Source organism: Acinetobacter pecorum (genome assembly GCF_014837015.1).
Lineage (GTDB): Bacteria > Pseudomonadota > Gammaproteobacteria > Pseudomonadales > Moraxellaceae > Acinetobacter > Acinetobacter pecorum.
In genome coordinates, this window is the sequence record NZ_JACSPT010000002.1 from 243,672 (window position 1) to 263,401 (window position 19,730).

A 19,730-nucleotide genomic window follows, 5' to 3' on the forward strand; every position below is an offset into this window, starting at 1 on the left:
AAAATCTAAAATTTGAGGGATTAAAGGGATATGCTTAAATTCTTGGCATTGGATCGTTTTACGATACTGTTATTTGTGATGGTCTTGCTGGCCAGTGTATTGCCCGTTTCGGGGCAAGCGGCTGAAGTCTTTGGCTGGATAACAACAGGAGCCATTGCCATCCTGTTTTTTTTGCATGGTGCCAAATTATCTCGCGAGGCAGTTGTAGAAGGCATTATGCACTGGAGATTACATACTTTAGTGTTTGCACTGACTTTCGTCATGTTTCCAATCTTAGGACTTTTAGCCAAGCCAATTTTATTGCCGATGCTCGGGCAGGAGCTGTATTGGGGCTTCCTGTTTATGTGTTTCTTGCCCTCTACGGTGCAGTCTTCGATTGCCTTTACCTCAGTGGCACATGGTAACGTCGCCGGGGCTGTGTGTAGTGCCTCTTTTTCCAATCTCATTGGTATGTTTATTACTCCGGTCCTGGTAGCATTTTTTATTCTTGGCCAATCTGAACATGATTTTGATCCGACCACCTCGATTATCCAGATTACATTGCTGCTACTGGTGCCGTTTGTTCTTGGGCAGGTCTTGCGTCCCTGGATTTATCCTTACATGATGAAGGTGCCACAAATCGTCAAGATTTTCGATCAAGGCTCGATTCTTTTGGTGGTTTATGGGGCTTTCAGCAGTGCTGTAGTGGCCGGACTCTGGAATGAGGTTAGCCTGGGTACCCTGTTATTGCTATTACTGGCCTGCTCGGTATTGCTTACCATTGTAATGCTGTTATCACTTTATATTCCGCGCTGGCTGGGCTTTAGCCGCGCTGATCAGAAAACGGCATTCTTTTGTGGTTCTAAAAAAACCCTGGCCAGTGGAGTGCCGATGGCGCAAATTTTATTTATTGGTCAGCCATTAGGTATGATTGTTTTGCCGATCATGATTTTCCATCAGATTCAGCTAATGGTGTGCGGAATTATTGCTAATCTGTGGGCCAAAGAGGATGAATCAGAATTAGCAGCAGAAGCAGAAGAATAATTCGCATATTGCATTCGTTTCACGTATAATAATGCCCACTTGTTGTGCTTAGCTCTGACGGTATCCGTCTCGGTGGGCCAAAAGAATGGTCTGTTGTGGTGTTGATCTGCATGAACATTGTTCCTGCTTCCTCAGTTGAGAGTGATCAATAGCGATGACAGCTAAACCTTCTTGAACCTAATGGAGTAATCGACGATGCGCGCCGATATTCACCCAAAATATGATACTTTAGTTGCTACTTGTTCATGTGGTAACGTAATCGAAACTCGTTCAGCTCTTGGTAAAGAAACTCTTTATCTAGACGTATGTTCAGCTTGCCACCCATTCTATACTGGTAAGCAAAAGAATGTTGACACTGGCGGTCGTATCGACAAGTTCAAACAACGTTTTGCTGGTATGTCACGTTCTGTTAAACGTTAATACCCAAAATGAAAAAAACGGGCTTCAAGCCCGTTTTTTTGTGCCTGAAATTCAGAAAACTATAAGCTCATTTTCTGAATTTCAGGTGTGGAGAAGTAGTTAATGCTCTTGTACATCTATTAAATGATCCAGTTTTTTCTGGAAATAATTACCCTCAATAAAGCGGGCATCCACATTCCAGGCATTGGCAAACAAAGTCATGTCATTTAGTTCACGAATCACGATATTAACTGGCTTAATATCATTATAGCCGGTGATTTTTTCTTGCAGTTGCTCAATGCCAGTGTCACTGTTGAGCATCTGGGTCAATTCGGTGTGCAAGGACAGGGCATTGATATCGAATTCGCGCAATAAAGTTTCGCTATACATAGAATGACCAAAGTCACGCAGTGAAATTCGTGCGCCATGCTCGCGTAAATTTCTCAGGTATTTCTGGGCATCCTGCTGGTTCATCAAGATATCTTCTTCAGAAAACTGTAGGGTGAGCGGATGCTGCTGCTTACTGCGGATGATCGTAATCAGTTTGGAAATAAACTCAGGGAAAGTACGGTCTTTAAACAGTACAGCACGGTTTAAGTTCACGATTAAACGGGCATCTGGATACTGAACAATAAAGTTATGTAGCTGCTTACTGGATTCTACCAGAATCCAGCGGTCCAGTTTAATGGACAGCTCATCATCTTCACGAAGTTCTACAAGATTGGAAATATCCTGCCATTTATTTTCAAAGATAAAGCCGCTGGTCACTTCATACATGTACAGATCAGTATCTTCTTTATCATAAAGCTGTTGATATTTCAGATGAATTTCACCACGGTCCAGACATTCACTTAAAGTTTTTAAAATAGAAGGTGTAGCGCTCGGAAGAGAGGTGACTGCTGGACTGATCGTCGCAACTGTTGGGCTGGCAACTGGTTTGTCAGCAACACTGAAGTCTATACTCGGCATATCTAAAGAGCTTGGACTGCTAGATGAAGATGGAATGTCGAGTTTAAATTCAGACGCCACTTCTGCTTGAGGTAATGGAGTAGAGAATGCTTGTGCAATCAATGTATTGCAATGTATTTCATCCTTTAACCCCTGTTCAAGCATGACATAGCCCAAGCGTAAATTGAGAGGGAATGACTTTTGTCCTACTGTAATAAGTTGTGGCTTGCTTAAGGCATTTAAACTGATCAGTTTGGATTCAAGAATTGCTTTAGAATCTGCCTGGAACAGACCAACAATGACGTCATATTCGAGTTTAAATAGTGGAAGTCGGGTCTGCTCCATGAGGAACTCTTTGACTGTATTAAAGTACCCACTAAAAGTAGTCCAGTCGGATTGCAGAAGTTCTGGGTCATAAGCACCGAAGGAGAAAGTGACCAAGGCATTAGCAGGTGCAGACTGCTTGTTCAGTTCGCGCTTAAGTAACTGGAAAGTGCTTGGTTTTCCTGCAGTCTTCTCGGTAGTAACGGCTTGCGACTGGGTATCAATGCTAATTTGCACTGCATCTTCTTCAGAGGTTGAGGGCAAGAATTCCAGTTTTAAAGGACCCGATGCTGATACCTGGGGATTAAGGGATTGGATTTCGACCCGACCTAAATCAAACTGACCTTGAGAAATCTTTTTGAAACGTGTTTTGAAATCATTTAAGTCTGAAGGCTGAAGAAGATCCAGAAGTGGTAACCCAATAATTTCATCTTCATTTTGCAGGCCAAACAGTTTCAGGTAGTCTGCATTGGCTTGAATATGAATCCCTTCCTGAATGGTTGCGACAGCCCGGTTGCTGTCATCTACTAAAGATTGTGCCTGAATCTGTGCCGTTTCCAGTTCATTCATTAAATATTGCTGGGTCTGCGATAAACGGCTGAATGACAATGCTCGAACCAGTCCCACATAAAAGCGTTCCAGGTAATCGAAATTGAGAATGTCATAGATCCCTTTATGGATATATTGTGCATATTGTTCAGCGCGGTAATCATCTGGTTTAAGCAAAATCATCGGCAGATTGGGTTGCTGCGAAAGACGCACCAGACTTAAGGCCTGTTCATATTTAAGGTCATATGCACGGCCAAAAATAATCAGATCCCAGTTGAAATTTAACTGCTTTTCAAAAGATTTCAGGTCATCTAGCAGAACAGCATTGACCTGATAATCATTATTCGTCAGAAGATCACAGATTTGGTTATATCTAATTTGATTATCATCAATAATGAGTAAACGTGTTTCAGTACGTTTTAACTTTTTAGACAATAATGGATTTCTCACTTCAATGCTTCCCATAAATCATGATTTCTGCTTTCATTCATATGCTGATCGATAAAGTTTTCGATCATTTCTTCTTCCTGATCATTGAGTAATTCATAATCGAAACGGATGAAACTTTGTGTAATCAGTTGTGCTTTGGTCAGATAGATTTTGATTTCTTCCTGACCGAGACGTAAATGAATGGTTTGTTTTTCCCTAAACATCTGTGAGCCAGAAACAATAAGACTGGTCGAAACCTCATCTAGTTGCGTCATTTTCACCAGGAGTGCCGGTTGATAATTGACATGATGGCGTTCGGTACGGGTATAGGCAGCACAAGGGAAGAGCTCTTGTGCCAGAATTTCCAGGCCAATTTCCAGGCTTTTATCCGTTGACTGCTTGATCCAGCGAATCACACCGCCACGCCACTGGCTCTGGGTTTTTTCCTGAACCAGGATGAATTCACCGGTTTTCAGGTTGGCAGGGGTAACGTCGGTCCATTTAATCCGGTAACCATTGACACTAATATCCAGAACTTCAGCACTATGGATCTGTTTGGTTTCACGATCGAGCGCCTTAATGCTGCTAAAACCACTTGGAATGGCATTTTCCAACGAGCTGACAAAACTACTTTCGCTCTGGAAATTGTAATTGGCACCAAGTTCGAGTGTTTCGTTAAAATTTTTGCCTTTAGACAGGTAAAAATGCGCTACCGTTAAGCCAAAGCAGATATTGATCTGCGCTGAATACTCATAACGTTCATGACGACGTTCGACATTATTGGAAAGCAGGTTATAGATATGAAAATGCAGAGCAGGGGTCAGAAACAGTTTTTCATTACGTGACAGATACTGGGCATTTTTGCTTTGGGTGCCGGTTAAATGATCCATCAGATTCTGGGTGGAAATATAGAAGCTTGGCTGAAACTGGGCTTCCTGATGGGAATTAAAGATCGGCGGATGATCTTTGCTGGCATCAACCACATAACGGGATAATGTGGTTTCCTTTGGCAGGATCTGTACCAGTTTGGCCCAGTCAAAACTACACAAATACAGCCCCTGGATTTCTGCAGGCCGGATTTGATGAGTATTGAAAATATCCAGTAAAATCAGTTGTGAATAGGCATGTGCAATATTCTGGATCTCATGCTGGGTGCCCAATACCTGATTGATATTGGTTTGATAGAAATTATTATCTATGGCACATTCAAGCAGTTGGTGAGCGGCCAGCCATTGTCCCAGTCCTGGCGTGCTATAAAGCATATGCTGTTGATATAACAGAAGTGTAAGTTGCTGCAGTGCATAATAAATCGAGACCATCCGGGCAGTTTGAATGCTTTTCTTTTTACCCAGAGAGAACAGCGAAAACTTCTGATGCGTCAGCTGATGATTGCAGCGCTTAACGATATCGATATAAATTTTGGCAAAATGACTGCGCAGCAGCATGGCCAGCTCAATAATCTGGTCATTACGATCCGATGTTATCAGTCCCTGATTGACGAAATGCTTTTCCAGGCTGGTCAGAACATTTTCAAGAGTTGGATGTAAAATCTGAATCAGGTCAAAGCGCTGGGTTTCTGTACATTTTAGCTCAGAAACTTCCAATAGGGCATTAAACAGGGATTTGGATGAATTCCCCAGTTGTAGAATTGAAATTCCTGCAACCCATTCCTGTAAAGCTTTGGCAGTGGTTGGGCAAAAGCTCAACTGCTCTCGTTTTAGTTCAGTCGGTGTCTGAAAAATGTCTGAAGTATGCGTGCTCATCTTTATTATTTAACTCAAAAATGTTGAAACCCCAAAAAGCGGTGTCTTATTCTTCTCGCCCGCTATTTCTCGAACCAGTTTAGGAACCAGATACCCCGGTAGGCTCGCTAAAACTTCTGTATAAATCTCATTAATATGGTCAGATGCCAAATCAAAATGATGGGCACCTTTTACTTTATCAAGTACATGTAAATAATAAGGCATGACCCCGGCATCGAACAAGCGATAGCTTAAATCTACTAAAACCTGAGCAGAATTATTAACCCCATTTAATAAAACCGCCTGATTCAATACAGTAATCTGGTGTTGAACCAGCTGGTTTAAACGCGTGCAAGTGAAGTCGTCCAACTCCGATGCATGGTTTGAGTGTACCACCAGAATAATACGTAGCCTACTGTTTTTTAACATGCTAAGTAACTCTTCGTCGACTCGGTTGGGGATCACAATAGGAACTCGTGAATGTATTCTTAAGAATTTGAGATGTGGTACTGATTCCAGTCGTTCAATCCAGGTTTTTAATTTTTGGTTCGATAAGGTCAGTGGATCACCACCACTCAAAATCACTTCATTAATATCGGGTTGGCTTTCCAGATATTGCTTGATATTTATCCAGTCTTCATTTTTAGGCAGATTTTCCTGATAGGGAAAATGCCGACGGAAACAATAACGGCAATGGACAGCACAGGCACCAGTCAGTGTCAGCAAGAAACGGGATTTATATTTGTGCAGTACGCCAGGTTGCTGATTGGCCTGTTCTTCGCCCAAGGGATCAGTGACAAATCCCGGATGCTCTTCCAGTTCCAGATGATGGGGCAGCACTTGTAAAAGCAGGGGGTCTAAAGGGTTTCCGGTCTGCATTTTGCCCACAAAAGCACGTGGTACGCGTAATTTAAACTGCTTGGAAGCCAAGATAGCGCCTGAGAGCAGTTGCTCCGGTGCAAGCTGCAGTACTTCAAGTAGTTCGCGTGGATCAGTGATCAGGTCGCTGAGTTGTGATTGCCAGTTTTGTTCTTGATATAGATAGTTCGTCATGCTGGAAGATTAACAATATTAAGTGGGAGGACACATCCTGATGGAAACAGTTTAACAGTTTGTAAGAAAGCAGAATGACTCGCTGTGCTCTAATATAGGGTGCGATTCAGATATGCTGATCTTCATGATAAGCTGATGACAGTCTAACGTTGAGCAAGACATGAATAAACAAAGGATTTTCATATCTGATTGTAACTTAGACAGCCTGAGCAGGTAAAAGCGGATTTTTTCATTGCGGCAAGACGTATTGCTCATTTAGAATACGCAACATTAAATGAATGTGCATGTGGCAAATCATGTTCGTGTCAGACTTGCTAAATGACATCGCAACAGCCCATAGCATCTATAGATTAAAGTTAGTAAGTTTGGAGTGCGCCAGTCATGGCCTATTATTCTACGAATGATTTCAAGTCAGGCCTTAAGGTTATGCTTGATGGCAACCCATGTTCAATCATGGAAAATGAATACGTAAAACCAGGTAAAGGCCAAGCTTTTAACCGCGTAAAATTACGTAACCTTAAATCAGGCAAAGTGTTAGAAAAAACATTTAAGTCTGGTGACTCACTAGAAGCTGCTGATATCGTTGAAGTAGAAATGGAATACTTGTACAACGATGGCGAAATGTGGAACTTCATGGATCCTGTTACCTTTGAACAGATCGCAGCTGATAAAACAGCAATGAGCGATGCTGCAAAATGGTTAAAAGACGATTCTAACGAAAAATGTACCATCATGTTGTGGAATGGCGTGCCTCTTAGTGTGAGCCCACCAAACTTCGTGGTATTAAAAATCGTTGAAACTGATCCAGGTGTTCGTGGTGATACTTCTGGCGGTGGTGGTAAGCCGGCGAAACTTGAAACAGGTGCTGTAGTACGTGTTCCATTATTCGTACAGCAAGAGGAAAGCGTTCGTGTAGATACCCGTACTGGTGACTATTTAGAACGTGCATAATGGTTTGAAAATAGACTATTATCGAGAGGGATGATTTAGATCATCCCTTTTTTTATGCCAAAGTCTTAGAGGAAAAGCAAAAGAACAGGCGTAAAGTCGCAAGGGAAAACAGCAGTACCTCGAACAACAACAATCACGCTGATTTGTATGCATCACAATATGAGGGATTGAATGGAAACTTTACAGAAGAAGTCCACGCTGACTTCGAAAATGATTTGGCTTTTGGTAGCCATTGTGGGTGCAGTCTCCTTTGGAGTGCTGGCACTGAGTCGGGGTGAGCATGTCAATGCAGTCTGGCTGGTACTTGCCGCCGCCTGCGTCTATAGCATTGCTTACCGTTTTTACAGTTTATTTATTGCCAATAAAGTATTTGAGCTGGATGAACGCCGTTTAACGCCTGCGCATCGTCTGGCTGATGGTCTGGACTATGTGCCGACCAATAAAAGCGTGCTGTTTGGCCATCACTTTGCAGCGATTGCCGGTGCAGGTCCGCTAGTAGGTCCAATCCTGGCAGCGCAGATGGGTTATCTGCCGGGCACGATCTGGCTACTGGTCGGTGTGGTACTTGCCGGTGCAGTCCAGGATTTTCTGGTGCTGTTTATTTCCACCCGTCGTGACGGTCGATCACTCGGTGAAATGGCCAAGCAGGAACTGGGTACTTTTGCCGGGATTGTGGTCATGCTCGGTGCCTTAGGCGTGATGATTATCATTCTGGCAGTACTGGCACTGGTGGTGGTAAAAGCACTGACCAACAGTCCTTGGGGTGTATTCAGTATCGCAGCGACCATTCCGATTGCGATCTTTATGGGCATCTACATGCGTTTTATCCGACCAGGTAAAATTGCTGAAGTCTCGATTATTGGTTTTGTCCTGATGATGCTGGGCATTATCTACGGCGAAAACATCGCACAACATCCATATTGGGGCCCATTCTTTACGCTTTCTGGCACTGAGCTGACTTGGGCATTGATCATTTATGGATTCATTGCATCGGTACTGCCAGTCTGGCTATTGCTTGCTCCACGTGATTATCTGTCGACCTTCCTGAAAATTGGCGTGATTGCAGGTCTGGCTGTGGGTATCCTGTTTGCCATGCCTGAAATGAAACTGCCAGCAATTACCAAATTCGTTGATGGTACTGGTCCTGTATTTGCAGGTTCTATGTTCCCATTCCTGTTTATTACCATTGCCTGTGGTGCGATTTCCGGTTTCCATGCTTTGGTGTCTTCAGGAACGACACCAAAACTGGTCAACAATGAACGCGATATCCGCATGATCGGTTACGGCGGTATGTTGATGGAATCTTTTGTGGCGATCATGGCCTTGATCTGTGCTGCAATTCTGGATCCAGGAATTTACTTTGCCATTAACTCGCCAGCCGCATTACTCGGTACTACAGCCGAAAGTGCAGCAGAAGCAGTACGAACCCTTGGTTTTGTGGTAACGCCTGAAGCTTTGACCTTACTGGCACAAGAAGTTGGTGAAAACTCGATTTTGTCACGTACTGGTGGTGCGCCTACCTTTGCAATTGGTATGGCACATATCATCACCGAAATTTTCAACAGTCGTGAAATGATGGCATTCTGGTATCACTTTGCGATTCTGTTTGAAGCATTGTTTATCCTGACTGCTGTAGATGCTGGTACCCGTGCCTGTCGCTTTATGGTGCAGGATACCGTAGGTATCGTGATTCCTGCGGTGAAACAGTCGCATAACTTCTTCGGAAACCTGTTGGGTACTGCGGTTGCAGTGGCAGGCTGGGGATTCTTCGTCTATCAGGGCGTAGTCGATCCACTGGGCGGGATTAACAGCTTATGGCCACTGTTTGGTATCGGTAACCAGATTCTGGCTGCGATGGCGCTCATTCTCGGTACCGTCATTCTGTTCAAGATGAAAAAACAGAAATATGTCTGGGTGACAATTATCCCGACAGTGTTCCTGTTCATTACTTCCATGACAGCAGGCTGGCAGAAGATTTTCCACGAAAATCCAAAGATTGGTTTCCTTGCGCAAGCTGACCGTTTCAACACGGCAATTGCCAATAATGAAATCCTGGCGCCAGCGAAAACCATGGCTGAAATGCAGACGGTAGCGATGTCGAACCAGATCAATGCTGCACTTTGTGCTTTCTTCATGATTGTAGCCTTTGTGATGTTGTTCGCTGCGATTGGTGTGATTCGCCGTGCCTTGGCAAGTCCGGTACCGACCGTGCATGAGGCAGAAGCGATTTATCGCGATCCTGAAGAGATTCAGCCAGCGAAAGGTCATTAAGGAGAATATTATGAATCTGAAGTTTGCCAAAAGCGGGAAAACGATGATTTATAAAATCATCAAGATGACCGTGATGTCGCAGAAGGATTTGATCCTGAATCCGAAAAACTGGTCACGGATTGCGACCTTGTGGCAACGTTTGCAGCAAAGTTTCCGTTTGATGGTCGGTGTACCTGATTATCAGACCTATGTGGAGCATATGCGCAAGCATCACCCGGATCTGGAACCCATGGATCCTAAGACTTTCTATCGCCACTGTGTAGATTCGCGTTATCCATCCGCAGGTGGTATGAAGAAATGTCCATGTTAATGGTTAAGTAACAGCAAGCGCCTTTCGGGGCGCTTTTTTTTCTCTAAAAGAATAGGCCACCTAATAACCCTGATTGCATGAGTTGAGCTATTTCCAAAAAAATTATAAAAATCAAAAAAATGATCTGGGTGTATATACCTTTTAAGTATGAATTTTTATGTATAAGTCTTTTCAAGAGACGGCAAAGTCCTATAAGTATTTTGATATTTGATCAAAAAATATCTCTGTCTGTAGCAGTCATTTTTATTTTCTAGATCTCATTTCTGTATGTTCTTTCTATTCCGGTATTTTCTAGTGAGTGTATTTATTCAGTTACATAGACAGATGATTGATCTTTTGGGAAAATTTAAATTTCAGTGTATGTTAATCCTAGACCATGTTTTATTAAGGAATTTACTGTGATCTGGGGCATGAAACAAAAGGAAAATAACGACATTGCATACATCAATACAGGGCTTGAACAAAAGATTGCAAGTTATTCACCCAAGATCCAGCATTTTTTTGAAGAAGTTAATGCCATTGTGCTGGACAAGCAGGCTCAGACCAAACTGGCACTCTGTTGCCTGATTGCGGGTGGACATGTCCTGTTTGAAGATTTACCCGGGCTGGGAAAAACCACATTAGCCAGCAGTCTGGCACATCTGGCAGGATTGAAGTTCCAACGGATCCAGTTTACCAATGACATGCTGGCCAGTGATGTGATCGGCATTAATATGTTTAATCAGAAAGAACACCGGTTTGAGTTTAAACAAGGGCCGATTTTTACCCAGATTTTACTGGCAGATGAAATTAACCGTTGCAGTCCCAAAACCCAGAGTGCCTTACTTGAAGCCATGGAAGAAGGCTATGCCACCATTGATGGCGTGCGCTATGCCTTGCCCAAACCCTTCTGGGTGCTTGCAACACAAAACCCGCTGTTTCAAAGTGGTACTTATGCTTTACCTGAATCCCAGCTTGACCGTTTTCTGATGCGTTTATCCTTGGGTTATCCATCGCGCCATGCAGAAAAACTTTTATTACAGCAGGAATCCCGTTTTGCCCTGATTGCGAGCCTGACCCATATTTTCACTGAAGATGAGATACTGGAACTACAAAGCCTGACGCATCAGGTATTTATCAGTGAAGCCATTCAGGAATATCTGCTCGATCTGGCAGAAGAAACCCGTAAAAAACGACATGGACTTTCCACACGTGGCTTATTGGCCCTGAAGCGTGCAGCACAAGCACATGCCCTGATTCAGCAACGTGCCTTTGTCACGCCCGATGATGTACAGGCCGTATTTGTTGCGGTGACTTCACATCGTCTGGGTTTAAGTGAGGCAGAAGCCTTTAATGTCATGCAACAGGTTGCGGTCAGCTAAAGGAGTTTTCTCTTGGATAGAACCTGGCAAAAATGGCTGGCCAAACGCTTTCAATTTTCACAGCAGAAACAGCTCTCACAGAAAGATGTTCTGGTATTTATTTATCGGCAGGGTTATCTGTATCTTGTTTTGATCTTGATCACCTTTGTGGCCGGAGTGAATTATGCCAATAACCTGATTTTAGGTTTTTGTTTTTTAATCAGTGCCGTGCTGTGTGTTAGTTTCTATCTGACTTTCAAACAATTGCATGACCTGAAAATTGAATTAATTGCAGATGATATTGGTCAGGTAGGGAATAGCCTGAATCTACATTTTTATTTTCAACAGCAGCAGCTTCGTCCACGATATGTATATATCAAGGCAGGAGATCAGATAGCAAAATTTTTTCTGAATGCAGCCAAGCAGCAATTTATCCTGCCATTTTACACAGAGCAACGTGGTAAGTTTGATTACCCGATCATTCAGATTTATTCGGTTTATCCCTTTGGTCTGGTTCGAGCCTGGACCTATCTTTATCATCAACATTCTGCCTGGATTGCTCCTAAGGCTGAAGCTTTTACGGCTGAAAATAAATATTACTTTAACCGCTTTGAACCGGATATGGATGAATTTCGTGAATTACGCAATTATCAGTCTGGGGATTCCTTGCAGGCTGTCTCCTGGAAGCAGTTTGCGCGTGGACAAGGCCTGTATGTCAAAGTCTTTGAACAATATCAGGATGAACACAGTATCGAGATTCATTATGAGCATATGCCAAGCCAGTCACATGAAGAAAAACTTGAATTTGTAATGGGGCTGGTCGAGCAGTGCGAGCAGCAGCAATGTGCCTATAGCCTGCATTTGCCACAGGCCGAGTTGCCACAGGGCGCAGGGGAAGAACAACTGCGGAAAGCCAAACAATTGTTGGCGCAGGCCTAAAGTGGATAAAGAAACGATGAATGCAAAAATCTGTACCTCGATTGTACTGACTCTGGGGCTGATTCTCATCGCCCAAATGGCATTTATTCCTGTGCTACTCAGTATAATTTTTGCCATCAGTATTCTGTGTATCTGGATTTATCAGAAGCGTCAGCAGCCATTTCCAAAAATTGGTACTTTTCTGCTGACGTCGTTGGCACTGGGCAGTATTTATTTGAATTATCAAAGTTTTATTGGCGTAGATGCAGGAGTGGCTGTTTTATCTACATTTTTATTTGCCAAATCACTGGAAAGCAAAAATAAACGAGACCTGATTATCCTGTTTAATTTTGCCCTGTTTGTCGCTGCAAGTTCATTCTTATACAGTCAGTCATTTGGGATGGCAATCGTGATTGTACTGTGTTTAATTAGCTGTCTGATTGGCCTGTACCGGATTCAGACCAGCGAATTTGAACAGGCACAGACCACTCTGGGCACAGCATTGCAACAGGATGCCAAACATGTGGGCCAGTTTGTCTTCTACGCCGTTCCATTTTTCATACTGTTATTTATTTTCTTCCCGCGCTTGCCTCCGCTTTGGTATATTCCTATTCCAGAAAACAAAGGTGTAACAGGCATTAGCGACAGCATGTCGCCCGGTGATATTGCCGAATTGTCCCAATCCAGTGCCCTTGCTTTCCGGATTATCGGTGATGTCAGCAAGCTCCCACCACGTTCAGAGTTGTATTGGCGAGCCCTGGTACTAGATGAATATGATGGGCAGCGCTGGACCAGCAATTTCAGCAATCAACAGCCTTTAATGCAACCATCGATGGATACATCTGCAGTGTCTACAGGCTGGAGTTATCAATATCTGGCTGCAGATCCTTCGGTGTTCTGGATCATGGGGCTGGAAAAATCCATACCTGTGGAACGCCGTTATTATAACCGTCAGGACTGGAGTATTGTACCGCGACGGCTTACGCAACGCGTTGAACCGATTACATTACAATGGGTCGGTACAAAATACGAGCCTCAAACACTGCCAAGCCAATATATCGAGCGAATGAATACTCAAGTGCAGCGTAGCCTAGACCCTCGAGCCCAGAAATTGGCATTACATCTATATGAACAAAGTGCTAAAGAGCCACGTCGTTATGTGCAACAAGTCTTGAACTGGTATCAGCAGAATAATTTTGTTTATACCTTAAAACCGGGTCAATTGGGACAAAACCGGATTGATGAATTCCTATTTAATTCCCGTCAGGGGTTTTGTGAACACTATGCATCGAGTTTCGTAATGTTGATGCGTTATGTTGGAATTCCTGCACGGGTGGTCACAGGTTATCAAGGGGGAGAGTTGGCCCCGGATCGGATGAGTTGGGAGGTCCGACAAATGGATGCCCATGCCTGGACAGAGGTCTGGATTGATCAGAAATGGCAGCGCTTTGATCCAACCACTATGATTGCTCCACAGCGTATAGACAACGGAATGCAAAATCTAATGTCTCAAGATGAACGTGTATCGGCAAATAATTCAACCTGGGCATCACAGAATAATCAGTGGATGACCAAAATACGTGTTTGGAGCGATTATGCCAGCTACCAATGGCAAAGTAAGGTGGTGGGTTATAATGCAGAATCACAACAGGGCTGGTTAGCGAAATTGGGCCTAGATTCAATCTATTCCAGCGTCGTTATACTAATATCTGGTATCAGTATACTAATATTCCTCTACATCTTGAGAATTTATCTGAAGGCAAAACAAGCTCAAGCTCCATATGATCGTGCGATTCAACAGTTGAATCAATCTTTAGCTGACGATCTCAAAAAACAACCAGCTGAAACCTTTCATCAGTGGATGTTACGTTTATCCCAGCAGGTTCAGGTTGAAAACCAGACTACCTTTATTCAAGCCATAAAGGTTTTTGAAAAAAATCTGTATTCAGGAATAACAATGACGGAGCAAGAAATGAAAAAATTCAAGGATTTGCTTAAAACTTGTGCGGATGTTTTAAAAACTAAATGAAAAGGCTTGTCTTCATGAGAAAAAATTTATAATATGCCAAGCATTCTAGGTGTATAGCTCAGTTGGTTAGAGCGCTACGTTGACATCGTAGAGGTCAGCAGTTCGAGTCTGCTTATACCTACCAAGATTCTAAACGTTATGTTATAAGGGTTTTAAGCGAAAACAATAGCTTAAAACCCTTTTTTGTTGTCTTGAATAAAGTCTACCCTTAACAGCACTATCCGTAAAATCGCTACTTTTTGCCGATAATGCAGTTAAATTTAGACCAAGATTAGACCAAGAATATAGAGTTATAGATCATGAAAATGCCTAAAGCGGTCAAGCGCGGTGAAAGCTACAGAATTAAAATAATGATTGCTGGAACAACATATTCAGCAACCAGAGACACCGTAAAAGAATGCGAGCAATGGGCTGCGCAAAAGATGCTTGAGGCAAAGGCAAATAAACTTTCTGAAGATCTGGGCGTAAAACAGCACTACCCATTCAAAACACTTTTTCATAAATATTATGATGAGCATGGGCGAAAGCTTCGCGGATCCAAATACGTCAAAGAACAATTAGCGCCGTTTGATGAAAAGTTTGGTGCCCTGGCAGATATGTCGATTCATGACATCACACCAAAGCATTTAACCGCCTGGCGTAATAAACGCTTAAGAGAGGTTGGGGCAAATACAGTACTGCGAGAAATTGCGCTGTACTCGTCAGTTTTTAGCTATGCAGTCAAAGAGCTTTTCTTATTGGAAACTAATCCATGGATGGGCATTAAAAAACCGGCCAAACCTAAAGCGCGTAATCGCCGTATTCGTGATGAAGAAATTCAGCTCATTTTAGAAGGATTGAATTATCGTGAAGGGCAGACACCGACATTACCAGAGCACTATGTTGCATGGGCTTTTCTATTTGCATTGGAAACAGCAATGCGCCGTGGTGAAATCCTTGGTATTACCATGTCGGAAATTTATGATCGGCATGTGCATTTACCTAAAACCAAAAACGGTGATGCTCGTAATGTACCACTGACTAAAAAGGCCTTGGCTTTACTGGATCTGATCGATCATGAAGGGGACAAGTTAATTCCTCAGTCTGAGAATGCTTTTCGGTTAATGTGGGAACGCCGTAAGGAAAAAGTAGGATTAGCGGATATTCATTTCCATGACACACGTCATGAGGCCATTACTCGGTTTGTGAATAACCAGAAATTACCGGTAGAAGTTCTGGCCAAGGTGACAGGGCATAAAAATATCAAAGTTCTGGTGAATACTTACTACAACCCGGATGTGGAAGATATTGTGGATATGATGGATGCGTAAGCTATTTTTTATAAAACCCTTTGATGTTTATAAAAAATAGCTTTAAATTCAGTATGTGAGCGACATGTAGACAATGAACAAGCAAAAGGGTTAATTATTTTGAACAAAATTATTTTAAATGAATCACTATTAAGTCATTTACAAGCAGAATGGTTGGCTGAAGCAGAGAAAGCTTCATTTGATCAGCAGCGAGTGTTTTTAATAGAAAGTAACTTTACTCATATTATCTCAAATCAGCTCTTTGGTGATTATTCAATCAGAAATAATCAGTCTACATTCCTAGGTATTCAAGAGGGATCTGGTCGTATTGTAGCGATAATAGAAGTGATTAAAGTTAAAATGGGATCGGAAAAAACGCTTAAACTTATGTCGATTGATCTTAGTCCTGCTCTTGAGATATTGTCGAAAGAGGAATATGATTTATTCAATGCTAAAGTTTTAGCATCTTGTGTGTCTACTTTTTTAGCAGAAAACGTTCATTCCGGGTGTACTAAAATTTTCGCACGTAATGACTCAACATTAGAATATCTAACAAAGCTGCATGATGGCCTAGCCGCTACTTCGCAGGCTCTAGATGAGCTTAATTTAACAGTTAAATTCGAAGGGCCTCGTTGGTTAGCCTTTCGTTTTAAAAACTAAAAATTAAGCAAAAGGATCCACTATGAAAAATGTAATTAATTTAACATTAGGCAATGCATCAAAATTTGACAAAGTTAAGTGTGAACAATTAATTGAAAAAGTTGCATTTGAATCCCTTAAGTCAATGACTTACACAACTGCTCCTTTATCAAGTATGCAAGAAAGCACGGATAGTATTTTGAATAAAGCCGCTTAACTTAATATACGTTTGGATCAAAAAACCCCCTTTAATAGGGGGTTTTTACTTAGTGAGGATTTAATGTTTCTAGAGTTTTCTATAAGCTATATGTAGTAAGTTAATAATATTAGGGTTAATTGTATGGATCGTGAAACACAAGCTTTGTATGATAAAAATATTGAATTTATGAATCAGTTTGAATACTTGGATCCTGAAACGAAATATCTATATAAGCGCCATGGGAATGTAGTTCATCGTTATTCCGTTTATTTAACCAAATGGATCTTAGAGCTTAATGGACGCGAGCTTAATTTCGATACATTAAAAAGTAAAAGTCAGTTATCAAATGCAGAAAAAGAAGGTTTTTTTATTGAGATAATTAAACTGTATAAGCGTAATAAACCAAAAAGTTTATTAGTATAGTTTTTTAATATGTCATTATAAAAAAGAGAGCTAATTTGCTCTCTTCCTCCCTCGCTTGGCCACAGGCTTAGCAGTCAAAATCAAGTTCGCTTGTTCTGGATCGTAAAGACATTTGCCACAAGTACCTTTGTTAATCTCTGCGCAACGATCACGAACAGCATCTACACTTATACCGTAGTACTGAGCCAGTTCAGCAGCTGATACCAGTTTTGGGCTTACATCCTTGATCGATACGATCTTTGCACCGCCAACTTCAGAGCCTACGAATAATTGAGGTGCTTCACCTTGTACGGTGATTTGAAAAATTCCCATTTAAGACACCTCCTTTAAGCTCTGAACTACTGATTCAGGTAACCCGAAAAAATCATTTAGAGTTTTATTGAATTCACCGCTTTCAATGAATTGGTCCATCAGATTGACTTGTTTATCGATATTGCTATCTTCACAGGGCTCACACGGTTTTTGAATATCACTCAACTTTATTCTCCTGATCCATTTACCATAGCTTGGTAAACTTGAAGAGCAGGGTGTCGGAACAATCTCTCTCCCAGGGGCGCATTTTCGTTAAGGCATTCAGAGTTAGCTTTAGTGCCTCTTTGGATCATTGCTTCAGTTGGTTCTTTCGGTACTAAAACAAAACCTTCCGGCACCGCTTGGGCTTTTGCATCACGTTTTGCACGTAACCACATAACCCAACCGGTATTTAAAGTCTCATAAGCAACCTTTCGATCTTCATCATCTGTGTTGTTTACACATTCACTTTTGATTTCATAATCACCAGTGTTTTCATTGAAGTTGAAAAACGGTAGAAGATGAGAGTGAATAAACTCAGCCTCAAATAATGGTTTTTGCTCAAGCCATACAACTTGTTTTTCTGAAATATCCATCATGCCGCCATCCTTAATACTTTTGGTGCTTGAGCCCGTAAAGAAACCAACAAGGGCTTACCAACTTTCAAATACTGCTTAAGAAAAATGGCATAGCGCTTTTGGGTGGCTTCGCTCATCTTTCCAGTGCTGTCAATTTCAAGCGTAGGTTTATTTGATTTGCTGTATCGAACCAAGGCGGCATGCTTGACCAGTTTTGGTTGATACCCGTCATTCAATAGCCAGTTTTCAAAAGGTGCAGCCAGGCTAAAATGAATTTTCTTGGTGCCTTTGGGTTCAATGGGTGGGTAATTCATTTCACTATCCTTTAAATGACCATGCGCAGTGCATGGCCATCCGGTCTAATGGTTAGATATTTACAGAGCCTTCAAGGATCGTCACAAATGATGGAACACCTGGTAACGCCGTTTCAGTATCATCATTATTGAATACGGTTTTGCCTTCGCGAATATAAGTCACGGTATCTTCCATAGACTTTTCAATCGCTTTTTCGAGCTGATCCAAGTCGTACCACAAAGCAATATTTCCATCCTTGATGCGGTAGCGGAAACGAGCTGGAAGGGCATAATGCTCACCACCACGATGTACCTGAATACCAAATACAATCTGCTCAGGAATATTCAAGTTGCCTTGGCGTCCGGCACTGGCTTCAATGTTTTCGTTGTAGGTCAATGACACTTGGCCATTGTCAGTACGAGTACCAGATTTGAAATCGATATTGGTTTTGGCCTGAAGAGTATTCACGATTTCATAAAGCTCAGCTGCAGCAGGCTGATTCACATACGGCATTACATCTTCTAGGAATAATGCAAAATCCATCTGTGACATTTTTCGGCCAGAGTTTGCTACAACTTTTTCAAATTCTGGAGTTTTACTAACAATGAAATGGGCAGTGTGTTTGCAATGGCGTTGATAAGCATTAGCACCATAACCTGCAACTTTTTCGGCTTGGTGGAAGTCCAGTACCGCTTGAATTTTTCCACCCAGCACATCTACGAAAACCATTGAGTCGCTGTCTGCAAAACGAGTGACGTAAGCGATCAGGTCTTTTGCTGTATGCAAGATTGTTGCTTGCTTAAGTTGAAGCGGACGCTCCAATGTTTCTTCAAAGGTATGTACGCTGCCACCTTCAGGTGTAACTACGAAAGGTAAAACGTCACCAGCTGCCTGTAGAGAAGTTTGACCAATTACGAAAGCATCTTTATGCATTACTGTACCCACTTGATTATTTAGTTCAGAGTTATTCATGTTGTTAAGGCCTTTTAATTAGCTGAGGTTTTTGAAAGTTGGTTTTTTGGTTTCCGGCAGAGCTTTCACATCTACTGGACCACTTGATTGGATCTGTTCAAGATTCAATTTCTGTTGGCGTGGATCTTCACGGACAAGCTGCTGTTTTCCATCGGTGAATAGAACAGTTGGTTCTTTATCGAACTTAGGAAGAATTGATTTAACGTCATCCATGATTTTGTAGACGCCGTTGCCGTTTGGCTTAATGGTCAAAGAAATAGTGACCTTACTTTGCTTGCCGGTATCCGCTGTTGCCTGAAGTGCTTCAGTAAGCAGCTCGTCAATTTCTTCAGCCACAGTACCGTGACGTAAATTTTCAAGTGTTTGAGCGAAAGAGGTTTTGTTTTTTGACATGGTTATTCTCCAAAAATTACTTGTGTAGGCCGTGTTTAATTAGTTGTTTGTTCCAACAGATGTGGCAATGGCTTCAACCTGGCGATTAGACGTTTTGTCTGCCTGATTGATAAACATTGCCGAAAGACCTAAAAGGATTGAGAAAACTAAAGACCAAGCTGCAACATTTGAAGCGACTTCTTTCGCTACAGATTTAGGCTTTGGGTGTTGATATAAGCACTCAGAAGTCATGCTCGATTGGCCGAACTCTGGCAGGTTGCTTTGGATTGGGTTTTTATTCATAATAATTTCACTCACATTCAGGGTGGGTCAGGCCTCAGGTTGTTCGTGCAACGCTGGGGCTTTTTGTTGTCTGTGAGAAATATT

The 19,730-nt window shown here is 42.1% G+C and carries 21 protein-coding genes and 1 tRNA gene; 13 read left to right on the forward strand and 9 right to left on the reverse strand.

Features of this window, described 5'->3' with window-relative positions; translation table 11 throughout:
* The first annotated feature begins 30 nt into the window (after window positions 1–30).
* Both H9629_RS02700 and rpmE read left to right on the forward strand, forming a co-directional pair.
* Window positions 31–1,023, forward strand: coding sequence for a bile acid:sodium symporter family protein (locus tag H9629_RS02700; RefSeq protein ID WP_064095465.1), 993 nt, complete (start codon window positions 31–33; stop codon window positions 1,021–1,023).
* A 195-nt stretch (window positions 1,024–1,218) separates the two neighbouring features.
* On the forward strand, window positions 1,219–1,443 hold the full coding sequence (gene rpmE, locus H9629_RS02705; RefSeq protein ID WP_081406336.1) for a 50S ribosomal protein L31: 225 nt from the start codon (window positions 1,219–1,221) through the stop codon (window positions 1,441–1,443).
* A 99-nt stretch (window positions 1,444–1,542) separates the two neighbouring features.
* Here the strand turns inward: rpmE and H9629_RS02710 are convergent, their stop codons facing one another.
* The 3 genes from H9629_RS02710 to epmB are packed head-to-tail and all read right to left on the reverse strand — an operon-like array spanning window position 1,543 to window position 6,467.
* A complete protein-coding gene (locus H9629_RS02710) occupies window positions 1,543–3,708 on the reverse strand; it encodes an EAL domain-containing protein (protein ID WP_191730486.1) in 2,166 nt (721 codons plus the stop codon).
* On the reverse strand, window positions 3,690–5,435 hold the full coding sequence (locus H9629_RS02715; protein WP_064101383.1) for a hypothetical protein: 1,746 nt from the start codon (window positions 5,433–5,435) through the stop codon (window positions 3,690–3,692). Before H9629_RS02715 ends, H9629_RS02710 begins: the two co-directional genes overlap by 19 nt.
* 9 nt (window positions 5,436–5,444) lie before the next feature.
* The gene (gene epmB, locus H9629_RS02720) at window positions 5,445–6,467 is read right to left on the reverse strand and encodes an EF-P beta-lysylation protein EpmB (protein ID WP_064101382.1); all 1,023 of its coding nucleotides are present in this window, start codon (window positions 6,465–6,467) and stop codon (window positions 5,445–5,447) included.
* A gap of 381 nt (window positions 6,468–6,848) precedes the next feature.
* On the opposite strand from epmB, the gene efp reads away from it, so the two are divergent.
* From efp to H9629_RS02775, 11 genes are all read left to right on the forward strand, one after another.
* Complete coding sequence (gene efp, locus H9629_RS02725; protein ID WP_064095461.1) at window positions 6,849–7,418, forward strand: elongation factor P; 570 nt, start codon at window positions 6,849–6,851, stop codon at window positions 7,416–7,418.
* Between the two features lie 171 nt (window positions 7,419–7,589).
* Window positions 7,590–9,689: a carbon starvation CstA family protein gene (locus H9629_RS02730; protein WP_064095460.1), complete on the forward strand. Its 2,100-nt coding sequence runs from the start codon at window positions 7,590–7,592 to the stop codon at window positions 9,687–9,689.
* Window positions 9,690–9,696: 7 nt separating this feature from the next.
* Window positions 9,697–9,999, forward strand: coding sequence for a YbdD/YjiX family protein (locus H9629_RS02735; RefSeq protein WP_171255254.1), 303 nt, complete (start codon window positions 9,697–9,699; stop codon window positions 9,997–9,999).
* A 398-nt stretch (window positions 10,000–10,397) separates the two neighbouring features.
* Window positions 10,398–11,360 carry an AAA family ATPase gene (locus H9629_RS02740; protein WP_171255250.1) on the forward strand — a complete coding sequence of 321 codons (963 nt, stop codon included), beginning with the start codon at window positions 10,398–10,400 and terminating at the stop codon, window positions 11,358–11,360.
* A gap of 12 nt (window positions 11,361–11,372) precedes the next feature.
* Window positions 11,373–12,278 (forward strand): DUF58 domain-containing protein, encoded by a 906-nt coding sequence (locus tag H9629_RS02745; RefSeq protein WP_191730487.1) that lies wholly within the window; start codon window positions 11,373–11,375, stop codon window positions 12,276–12,278.
* A gap of 16 nt (window positions 12,279–12,294) precedes the next feature.
* The gene (locus H9629_RS02750; RefSeq protein WP_191730488.1) at window positions 12,295–14,286 is read left to right on the forward strand and encodes a transglutaminase family protein; all 1,992 of its coding nucleotides are present in this window, start codon (window positions 12,295–12,297) and stop codon (window positions 14,284–14,286) included.
* A gap of 47 nt (window positions 14,287–14,333) precedes the next feature.
* A tRNA-Val gene (locus H9629_RS02755) sits at window positions 14,334–14,410 on the forward strand.
* A gap of 175 nt (window positions 14,411–14,585) precedes the next feature.
* Window positions 14,586–15,596: a tyrosine-type recombinase/integrase gene (locus H9629_RS02760; RefSeq protein ID WP_191730489.1), complete on the forward strand. Its 1,011-nt coding sequence runs from the start codon at window positions 14,586–14,588 to the stop codon at window positions 15,594–15,596.
* Window positions 15,597–15,695: 99 nt separating this feature from the next.
* A complete protein-coding gene (locus H9629_RS02765) occupies window positions 15,696–16,235 on the forward strand; it encodes a hypothetical protein (RefSeq protein WP_191730490.1) in 540 nt (179 codons plus the stop codon).
* Between the two features lie 22 nt (window positions 16,236–16,257).
* Entirely contained in the window at window positions 16,258–16,431 is a 174-nt protein-coding gene (locus H9629_RS02770; protein WP_191730491.1) for a hypothetical protein, read from the forward strand.
* Between the two features lie 123 nt (window positions 16,432–16,554).
* Entirely contained in the window at window positions 16,555–16,836 is a 282-nt protein-coding gene (locus H9629_RS02775; RefSeq protein ID WP_191730492.1) for a hypothetical protein, read from the forward strand.
* Between the two features lie 30 nt (window positions 16,837–16,866).
* Here the strand turns inward: H9629_RS02775 and H9629_RS02780 are convergent, their stop codons facing one another.
* The 6 genes from H9629_RS02780 to H9629_RS02805 all read right to left on the reverse strand — a co-directional run bounded on the left by H9629_RS02780 (window position 16,867) and on the right by H9629_RS02805 (window position 19,646).
* Window positions 16,867–17,148, reverse strand: coding sequence for a hypothetical protein (locus H9629_RS02780; RefSeq protein WP_191730493.1), 282 nt, complete (start codon window positions 17,146–17,148; stop codon window positions 16,867–16,869).
* A 167-nt stretch (window positions 17,149–17,315) separates the two neighbouring features.
* Window positions 17,316–17,726 carry a hypothetical protein gene (locus H9629_RS02785; protein WP_225215696.1) on the reverse strand — a complete coding sequence of 137 codons (411 nt, stop codon included), beginning with the start codon at window positions 17,724–17,726 and terminating at the stop codon, window positions 17,316–17,318.
* Window positions 17,723–18,019: a hypothetical protein gene (locus H9629_RS02790; protein ID WP_100535043.1), complete on the reverse strand. Its 297-nt coding sequence runs from the start codon at window positions 18,017–18,019 to the stop codon at window positions 17,723–17,725. The genes H9629_RS02785 and H9629_RS02790 overlap by 4 nt, the downstream gene beginning before the upstream one ends.
* A 52-nt stretch (window positions 18,020–18,071) precedes the next feature.
* Complete coding sequence (locus tag H9629_RS02795; RefSeq protein WP_191730494.1) at window positions 18,072–18,971, reverse strand: DUF2303 family protein; 900 nt, start codon at window positions 18,969–18,971, stop codon at window positions 18,072–18,074.
* 18 nt (window positions 18,972–18,989) lie between these two features.
* Window positions 18,990–19,364, reverse strand: coding sequence for a hypothetical protein (locus H9629_RS02800; protein WP_005103684.1), 375 nt, complete (start codon window positions 19,362–19,364; stop codon window positions 18,990–18,992).
* Window positions 19,365–19,403: 39 nt separating this feature from the next.
* Window positions 19,404–19,646 (reverse strand): hypothetical protein, encoded by a 243-nt coding sequence (locus H9629_RS02805; protein ID WP_005103683.1) that lies wholly within the window; start codon window positions 19,644–19,646, stop codon window positions 19,404–19,406.
* Window positions 19,647–19,730: the final 84 nt, after the last annotated feature.